This is a genomic window from Bartonella sp. TS25HLJMH, assembly GCF_042193505.1.
Classification (GTDB): domain Bacteria; phylum Pseudomonadota; class Alphaproteobacteria; order Rhizobiales; family Rhizobiaceae; genus Bartonella; species Bartonella grahamii.
Genome location: NZ_JBHILV010000117.1, coordinates 1 through 524 on the forward strand (window position 1 = coordinate 1; position 524 = coordinate 524).

The 524-nt window shown below is 38.7% G+C and carries 1 pseudogene; it reads right to left on the reverse strand.

The features are described 5' to 3' along the window. Positions 1 to 274: 274 nt before the first annotated feature. Positions 275 to 524, reverse strand: a pseudogene (locus tag ACFINF_RS09560) (ABC transporter); the annotation flags it as partial.

Genomic DNA, 524 nt, shown 5'->3' on the forward strand with positions numbered 1-524 from the left:
AACGTGACAGTGCTGTTATGAAAAGAACTCCTTGCACATCTTCATAGCCCATAGAGATTAACTTGGTATCATTTTATATTTTGTACACAGATGAAGTATTTTTATAAAAATGCCTCCATCTTGCGCAAAAAAAGTACAGCCCGTTAAGACTTTAAAAAAGAAAAAAACCTCAATGTTTGCCCCTCTTTTTTCCATGAGGGATTCAAATTGATAAGCCTGTCTAAAAAGAGTGCTGTTTATGTCCTTAAAGATACTGCTCTTGTATCAAGATCACTTACTCCGGTGAAAATTGGAGTTTTGCGAGGTAAGCATAGACGCCATTTTTTGCCACAAGTTCAGCATGGGTTCCTTCTTCCACAAGAGCGCCTTTATCCATCACGAGAATGCGATCAGCTTTTAAAATTGTTGCCAAACGATGTGCAATTACCAAGGTTGTACGATTTTGCATCAATCCTTCTAAGGCGTCTTGCACCAACTTTTCACTGTTTGCATCTAAAGCAGATGTGGCTTCATCAAGCAGCAAC